Annotated in this window: 8 protein-coding genes, 1 tRNA gene and 2 rRNA genes; 5 read left to right on the top strand and 6 right to left on the bottom strand. The window is 44.2% G+C overall.

Annotation, left to right across the window (positions count from 1 at the left end; all coding sequences use genetic code 11):
* From BZG72_RS15725 to BZG72_RS15715, 3 genes are all read left to right on the top strand, one after another.
* A 23S ribosomal RNA gene (locus BZG72_RS15725) occupies positions 1–91 on the top strand; the annotation flags it as partial.
* 115 nt (positions 92–206) lie between these two features.
* Positions 207–322, top strand: a 5S ribosomal RNA gene (gene rrf, locus BZG72_RS15720).
* A gap of 59 nt (positions 323–381) precedes the next feature.
* Positions 382–458 (top strand) — tRNA-Asp (locus tag BZG72_RS15715).
* A 353-nt stretch (positions 459–811) separates the two neighbouring features.
* On the opposite strand, the gene BZG72_RS15710 is transcribed toward BZG72_RS15715, so the two are convergent.
* Positions 812–1,066: a YfhL family 4Fe-4S dicluster ferredoxin gene (locus BZG72_RS15710; protein ID WP_077522394.1), complete on the bottom strand. Its 255-nt coding sequence runs from the start codon at positions 1,064–1,066 to the stop codon at positions 812–814.
* Between the two features lie 863 nt (positions 1,067–1,929).
* On the opposite strand from BZG72_RS15710, the gene BZG72_RS15700 reads away from it, so the two are divergent.
* A complete protein-coding gene (locus BZG72_RS15700; RefSeq protein WP_077667251.1) occupies positions 1,930–2,817 on the top strand; it encodes a hypothetical protein in 888 nt (295 codons plus the stop codon).
* A 78-nt stretch (positions 2,818–2,895) separates the two neighbouring features.
* Positions 2,896–3,330 carry an AbiTii domain-containing protein gene (locus BZG72_RS15695; RefSeq protein WP_077667250.1) on the top strand — a complete coding sequence of 145 codons (435 nt, stop codon included), beginning with the start codon at positions 2,896–2,898 and terminating at the stop codon, positions 3,328–3,330.
* Positions 3,331–3,394: 64 nt separating this feature from the next.
* On the opposite strand, the gene BZG72_RS15690 is transcribed toward BZG72_RS15695, so the two are convergent.
* The 5 genes from BZG72_RS15690 to BZG72_RS15675 form a co-directional block, all read right to left on the bottom strand.
* The gene (locus BZG72_RS15690) at positions 3,395–4,291 is read right to left on the bottom strand and encodes a hypothetical protein (protein ID WP_077667249.1); all 897 of its coding nucleotides are present in this window, start codon (positions 4,289–4,291) and stop codon (positions 3,395–3,397) included.
* Positions 4,288–5,118, bottom strand: a complete 831-nt coding sequence (locus BZG72_RS15685) for a hypothetical protein (RefSeq protein WP_077667248.1) — start codon at positions 5,116–5,118, stop codon at positions 4,288–4,290. The genes BZG72_RS15690 and BZG72_RS15685 overlap by 4 nt, the downstream gene beginning before the upstream one ends.
* A gap of 140 nt (positions 5,119–5,258) precedes the next feature.
* The gene (locus tag BZG72_RS16215) at positions 5,259–5,570 is read right to left on the bottom strand and encodes a hypothetical protein (protein ID WP_131828042.1); all 312 of its coding nucleotides are present in this window, start codon (positions 5,568–5,570) and stop codon (positions 5,259–5,261) included.
* Positions 5,571–5,754: 184 nt separating this feature from the next.
* Positions 5,755–6,174, bottom strand: coding sequence for a hypothetical protein (locus BZG72_RS15680; RefSeq protein WP_077667247.1), 420 nt, complete (start codon positions 6,172–6,174; stop codon positions 5,755–5,757).
* Between the two features lie 82 nt (positions 6,175–6,256).
* Positions 6,257–6,787 (bottom strand): phage antirepressor N-terminal domain-containing protein, encoded by a 531-nt coding sequence (locus BZG72_RS15675; protein ID WP_198930080.1) that lies wholly within the window; start codon positions 6,785–6,787, stop codon positions 6,257–6,259.
* Positions 6,788–7,195 lie beyond the last annotated feature (408 nt).

Below are 7,195 nucleotides of genomic sequence, written 5' to 3'. Positions count from 1 at the left end.
TTGTTCTAGACTAGAACGTTGATAGGCAGGGTGTGTAAGCGCTGTGAGGCGTTGAGCTAACCTGTACTAATTGCCCGTGAGGCTTAACCATACAACACCCAAGAGGTTTTGGGTTGGACTTAAAATAAGCCAGTTGATTGTGGCGAGAACGAACAGCTTTCTAGATTAAGTGTTTTGACTGAAAAGTGAAGACACACCAAATTTTGCTTGGCGACCATAGCGCTTTGGACCCACCTGACTCCATGCCGAACTCAGTAGTGAAACGAAGCAGCGCCGATGGTAGTGTGGGGTCTCCCCATGTGAGAGTAGGACATCGCCAGGCTTTGATTACAATTGATTAAAGCCAAGAGATATAAGTCTTTAGTCATACAGAATTGGTGCGGAGTGGTAGTTCAGTTGGTTAGAATACCGGCCTGTCACGCCGGGGGTCGCGGGTTCGAGTCCCGTCCACTCCGCCACTACTTAGAAACCCTAGCTGAGAAGCTGGGGTTTTTTTGTTATTGGCCAGGTTCGCCCTGCGGGCGAATGAGTCCCGCAGGATGGCCTGCCCGTTGTCCGCAACCCCGGCCCTCCGCCACTATTTAGAAACCCTAGCTGAAAAGCTGGGGTTTTTTGCATTTAAGCTCCCCAGAGCCAGACGTCTTGGTCGCGGCACTTGCAGTGCGCGTTGAGTCCCGGCACTCCGCCACTACTTAGAGACCCTAGCTGAAAAGCTGGGGTTTTTTTGCGTTTAAAGCGCCCCTTTAGTGTTAGGGTTATTGCTGGAGAATAACAAGACATAAAAAAAGCGCCTTGCGGCGCTTTTAATGGCTTAGGCCATCCCTTGGATGACCACAAATTTTTCTAAGAGCTGATCCTCTGTCTCGACATTATCGGGATCGGTGATAATGCATTTGGAGATAGGGCAGACCGACTGACACGTTGGCTTGTCGTAATGGCCTTTACACTCGGTACATAAATCTGGCTCGATCTCAAAGATCTCGGAACCCATCGAGATGGCCCCGTTGGGACACTCGGGCTCACACATATCGCAGTTTATGCATCGGTCTGTTATTAATAGAGCCATGTTTCAAAAATCACTCTTTTTGGTAATTGTATCAATCGCTTATGAATCGCTTTTATTAACTGTTCTTTGCCTTGAGTTACTGAAGTGAACTTTATTTTTCCATGTTTAGTAACGCAAATCCGTAACGCATGGCATTTTTTACGTATTCAAAAAGTAGCATGTGTGAGCTTTACGGATGAGCCCCGTTGAACAAAGGCCTCTACAGTGACGCGCACTTTAACATAAACCTCAAAAACGGCCAAAAAAGTGATTATGAGCATGCAATTGAGCGCCGGTCGAAGTGTGGAAAGGCGAACTACCTGCGTGTCGATTTTAGTAAAACCGGTAAAGTCACCATATATGCCACGTTCCCAAAAGAGATGGGCTTGAAGGGACGCAAACTTGGGACCTGCCCATAATTACAGCTCCCGATAGCTCGGGAACAAGCACACGAGATTGCTCATCAAGGCTTACTCACAGAATCTGTCACACAAACCGTATCGATATATTGAATATATGGCTCTAATCGAAGTCTAACAACTACGCTCCTGGGCTACTTATTAAGCTACGCCGCGTGAGGTACTTAGATCTGTCGTTCCCGGCATTGTTGGCTGCTAAGATGGGCAAGAAATTGGCGTATGGTTTGGCAGAAAGCTGGATCCGCCCGAGGCGACGGCCTAGAAAGTCAAAAAGATAGAACGCAAAAAGGTGCAAGCCGCACAAAAGCCACCTGTGCTTTTTGCACCTCAGAGCAACATTGAGTGTATCTGTCGTTGTGCTGGCGAGAACTTAAAGACATATCACACCGTGCGTGATTGATGATCATTGAACCTGTGCTTATCTGGATTTACTCAGTATGATCCCCCGATTTGAAGGAGGGGAGCATGGACTCACACTGGATTGATGAGAAAAAAGACGTTGTGTTTAAAGTATTAAAGCACTCAAAACATACGAGGTTATTTGTATGGACGTTTTGGGTACTGGTAAGTTCAGGGTTCTTTGCATACTTTACGGAGTACGCCACGTATGCCTATTCGATTACTTACGGTTTTAGACCGCCTGTAGAGGGGGTGCCTTATCTGAAAGCGACAGTAGCTTCACTTGCTTTTGCTGCTGCTCTAGCCATGTCTTTAATATTCCTAATGGTTATCTATTCAGCTAAGGCTTTAAGAGCGTACATGAAGCTCTCCGAGGTGCTGGGTCGCTTTTTGCCCGATCGAGATACTGGTTATAAAGTGCAAAAAATACTTAATTGGATCGAAACCAAAATAAGAGAACCTAAAGATGGTACGCTTTATCGGTGGGCAGTTATTACACCAATTACTCTCTATTTTTTTCTTTTCTTACGCACAGATGATTTAGAGTGTAATATTGTCACCTGCTTTTTTCATCCTGTTGTGTTTTTATTGTTTTTTCCATCGGCCTATCTTTTGTTGTTGGTTCGGCCTAAGTCGGACAAGCACATTGCAGTATTTTATGCGTTGTTAGCTCTTCTCATTGTTTTGCGATATGCCGCCACACCTTCCAATTATGCTACTTTCCTTCGCTTTGCGGGCTTTGGCGGCGGGAAACCTGTATCTGTTTACATGTTGGATGCTGATAGTAAAAGTGAAACGAGGATAGACGGCGGGTTGTTGATCCGTAGTAACGATTACCTGACTGTTTATAGCGAACGCACCCAATCAAGCCTTGAGATACCAATGCCGTTGGTACGCAAAATTGAATATGGCAACAGCAGTAAGAACTCCATACTGCCAAAGCTAAACAAATAACACCGCACAGACATAGGGGCCGCTCGGACCCTTTTTAATGGGGAGGGTTACAAGTAAACCAAACAAGGAGGCAAAAGGATGAGGCCAACTTCAGCACTGATTGAGCTACAACGTGAGGCCATGAGCGAGCATGTATCACTGGTGGCAGTGATGGAAAAAGCGTATGGCTATGCTGTGGAGAATGAACTGCATGAACTTGAAACATGGTTATATAACGAGCTTAACGGCTACCCTGAAACTACCATCACGCCCTGGTATCGGCGGCTAAGTGGAACATTGCTTGCAGAAATGCCGTTTAGCGGCTGGCACCCTATTGAGGGAGACGGCGGCGACTTTAAGCGCCATGTCACCACACTTACGTGCCGACTACCTCTCTCGGAGATTGTCACCAAATACGAGCGCAATCAGCCAATTAGACTGCCGTTTACGAGTGATGAAAGTAACCTTATATCAGAGGTGTTTGAGATCGACTCGCGACTTTTTTTTGTTTATCGGCATCGGATCATTAGTTGATGTGATGAATCGAGCAAGAGTGACTCTATCAGGTTGGGTAGAGGGCTGCTCATAAGCTCGCGCTCTAATCTTGATTAGTTATGGTTGAAAGGGATAGGAGTGAGGACTCCACGTTCGCAATTTCACGCCTTTTTGACATTATATCTCCTTTAAGTTTTTTTACAGACTTAACAGCCTCCCGTAAAATATCATTCTCTAATTCTCGTTTGAATTCAGGTTCAAAGTCTTTTGCTATCACCGTCACTTCGATTACTCGAGTTAGTATTTTTTCAATATCTTTAAAGTGGAATTTAACCAGTGAGTAATCGTCAGGTAATTTGAAGCCAGCTCTCTTAAATGTGAATATCATTTCAGACTCTAGATTTTTTGATGCGTCTATTATCTCCTGGCTTTTTATGGTTGAGTTATTTATTCCTGACGTCAAATTGTCTAAATGCTGACAAATAGTCGTCACAGTTCGCCATATATCTAATAATGGCTCTGGAGTGGGCGGTTTGACACCATGACTCAGGCCATTACCTAGATAGATGTTTTGATAAAGATGCTGGCAATGGAATGATACGGTATATTCATTAGACAGGTCAATCGAGTAACTGGCTCTTTCTCCGAAATACTCTCGATAGTAATTGCAGTGAGATAAGAACATGTTGGTTCTGTTCGTAGCTTGCGCCTCAGAGATTTGCAGTGCTGTTTGCTTTGTGCCGTGTAGCCTGCCGATCAGCACACCCAAAGGGATGGAGAGCGAGCTAATGCCGATTGGAAGAGCGCTGATTTTTAGGAATGTGTCATAGCCCTTGGCGGAAAGCGTTGGAGAGTACTCAAGCCAAACAGGGGTAGCAAGCCCCAGAGCGAAGAGTACTGGTAGTAATACAGCAAGCCAAAAAAGGGGCTGTCTCTCTAGTCCGGTGCATGGGTCTAATGTAATCAATTTTATAGGTTTTTTATGTTTTTTTCTTATCATAAAGCTTGCCTTATAAAATTAATACCATCTCTTAGGTACGCCTCGTTAATATGTAAATTATCCTCTGGGTAAGGACTCGTTTGATGGAAGTGAAGAGTTAACTCTTCATGAATGCCTTTAACTTGTTCAGGGTGGAAATTCAAAATATCCACATATACCTTAATAGCTAAGCTTAGAGATGAAAGGAAGTATAGGATGAACTCGCCCACACTATTATCATCTAAATATACATCAACAGGTAGGCTAAATATATCGAAGCTAAACACTCTCTTGTTGTATATGCTGTTCTGTATTTCTTTGTGATAGAAATCTATAACAGTATTTCTATTCTCAATCTCTCTATCTTTAAGCGCGAGGATTGTAAATTCTATTGTTTTTATTATGGCGTCTTTTTCACTCGTTGTGAGCAAAGGCCTAACCATGTAGATGCCTAGTTTTGATTTTGGAAAGATGAAATCATAGGTAGATGCATGTTTTTTAATGTAATCTTTGTTTGGTGAAGTCTCAATGTATTTCCAGAACTCCTCTTTGTTTTTATAGTGATTTGAGAAAATGTTTTGCTCTTCTGAAAGCTTAATCTGCTTTGCTGACTGCTCCGAGCGGTGTGCCAGCGCGATCAGGCCAATGATGGAAAGCGTTGCGGCCAGTAACCGGATGGGTACTTTAAAAAACTCAAGCAGGTTATTAAAACACGTTGCGGTAAAGCACAAAGATAAGTTCGTATGGTAGCCAATTGCTACCGTCGCCCCCACCGTAAGGGCTCCACCGAGGATTAAAACAGCCTTAAACATAGGAAGCTTGGTAACGGGAAGATCAGGGTTAAACATATGGGCTATCCATCCGGCTGAAAAGCAACAGTTTAATGAGAAATCGCCGCAAAGTCATGCCTCAGTCGTCGCAGTTTTTATGTATGGATAAAATCAACGTAGCATTTCCCAAAGAGAGGAATAGCCCCACCTGTTTGAGCCTATAATTTTAAACCACTATGGTCATTTTTGAATAGTGAGTGAGACTCTTCCATTAATTTGTTGAATTTTTCTCTATACATTTCTCTTATCGTTTTTATTTTTCTTTGTATCTCACTGTGTGTTTCTTCTACACTCATCTTAAATATATTGCTGCCAAAATGTATTTCTTTAAGTTCTGGTTCTAAACTAACTGCGATTTTTAAAACTCTGCTCAAGGCGATACTTATTGATTCTATATTACCAGTTGTTAGTGGCGGAACTTTGAATTCATTTCCAACATTAAAACCTACGCCAGATAGTCTTTCTTCCAAGTTGAAACCAAGAATGCTCGCCCCTATTTCTGCAGGTGTTTATTATATTCTTCTTCTGATAGGAAGTCGAACAAATGAAATATAGGGGTGACTTCTTCTATATTCTTTTTACTTGCATGGGTAACTCCTTTTTTTAACCCGTTGTTTGGGTATATGTTACGGTATAGAGTGCGAACATTGAACGTTAAAGTCTCACTACTCTCAAAAATAATAGAGCATTGATCTTTGTCGCCAAGTGATCACAAAAATGCTCGTAATGCGCCAAGTAGAGATTGGTTCTGTTCGTTGCCTGTGCTTCTGAGATTTGCAGCGCTGTTTGTTTTGTGCCGTGTAGCCTGCCAATTAGTACACCCAAAGGGATGGAGAGCGAGCTAATGCCGATTGGAAGAGCGCTGATTTTTAAGAATGTGCCATAGCCTTTGGCGGAAAACGAGAGCGAGTACTCAAGCCACACAGGAAGTGCCAATGCCAGTGCGAGTGATAAGGGAGTCAGTACGGCTAGCCAAAACAGCCATTGGTTCTCTAATCCTGTACTGGGGTTCAATGCTAGCTTCGCTTTTGCCTTGACCCAGATTGATTCCGTTGATTCATCCACCGTTATCATGCCCCCTTCCAATGAATGTCCTAAATGGTAAACGGGCATGACCGCAAAGTCATGCCTCGTTTGTCGCACGTTTCATGCATGGTTAAAACCGCTGCTCGGTGTACTCCGCTAGTTCGGCGATTTTATCAAGCGAGGTTTCGGCAATAGCTTTAAGCTCGGCCACGCTAAAGTAACCCGGCTCGCGCAGCAGGGCGGGAATTTGCCCGCGTGAGACAACCACGGCATCGTTCTCCACCAATTGGGTGCTCACCACATTGCCCCTGTCCATTACCATAAGCAGCCGTGCTTGGCGCGGTGGCTCTACCACTTGCGGGGTGGGTTGGCGGCTTTCTGCTGCCCAATATTGCCACAGCACATCGTCGCACTCGTTTTGGTAGCGGATCACGCGGTCACGAATTCTGGGTTTTACTTTGTTGGGGGAAAGGGTTTGCAGCCAGCCAAAGAGTTTACGGAGCGGTAGGCATGTTACTGAACGTTGGCGACCATCATCTGCAACTGTAACGATTTTCGTGACAGTCCAACGCTTAGGGTTGTTACTCAGCTTTGCTAGCTGTGACTGCCAAGCTAAACCTATACCTTCGACAAGTGGTGAAGGGCTTACCGTTGTGCTCAACAATAAGCAGTGTAGAACCGTAGAAAGGAACTGTGATTTGATTAGGCATGATTGCCTCCACAAGGTAGTGATTTGTATTCATCACCACTCAATGTGACCAATCATTGGGTGGTGAACTGATCGAGGTTGGTCATACCGCTACCTTGTAAACGGCCAGCCGAAGCTGCCTCAACCAGCCCACCATAGAACAGGTGCGCGAGCGCTACGCACAAAAAAACCAGCAGAAAGCTGGCGTGTTGTGCGCTAAGGTATAGAGCGGGTGACCAAGCCCGTCACTGGATTTTGCCAGTGAGCTTTCAGTGTATGAAAAGACTTGCAGGAATGCAACATAACTATTGTTCAATAACTGATTTTTGAGTCTATCCACAGATTAATACATTGAAAGAGTGTAAATTTAAACATGTTTAA

This window comes from Salinivibrio sp. PR6 (genome assembly GCF_001995955.1).
Classification (GTDB): Bacteria; Pseudomonadota; Gammaproteobacteria; order Enterobacterales; family Vibrionaceae; genus Salinivibrio; species Salinivibrio siamensis.
This window is presented reverse-complemented; position numbering and strand designations above follow the sequence as displayed.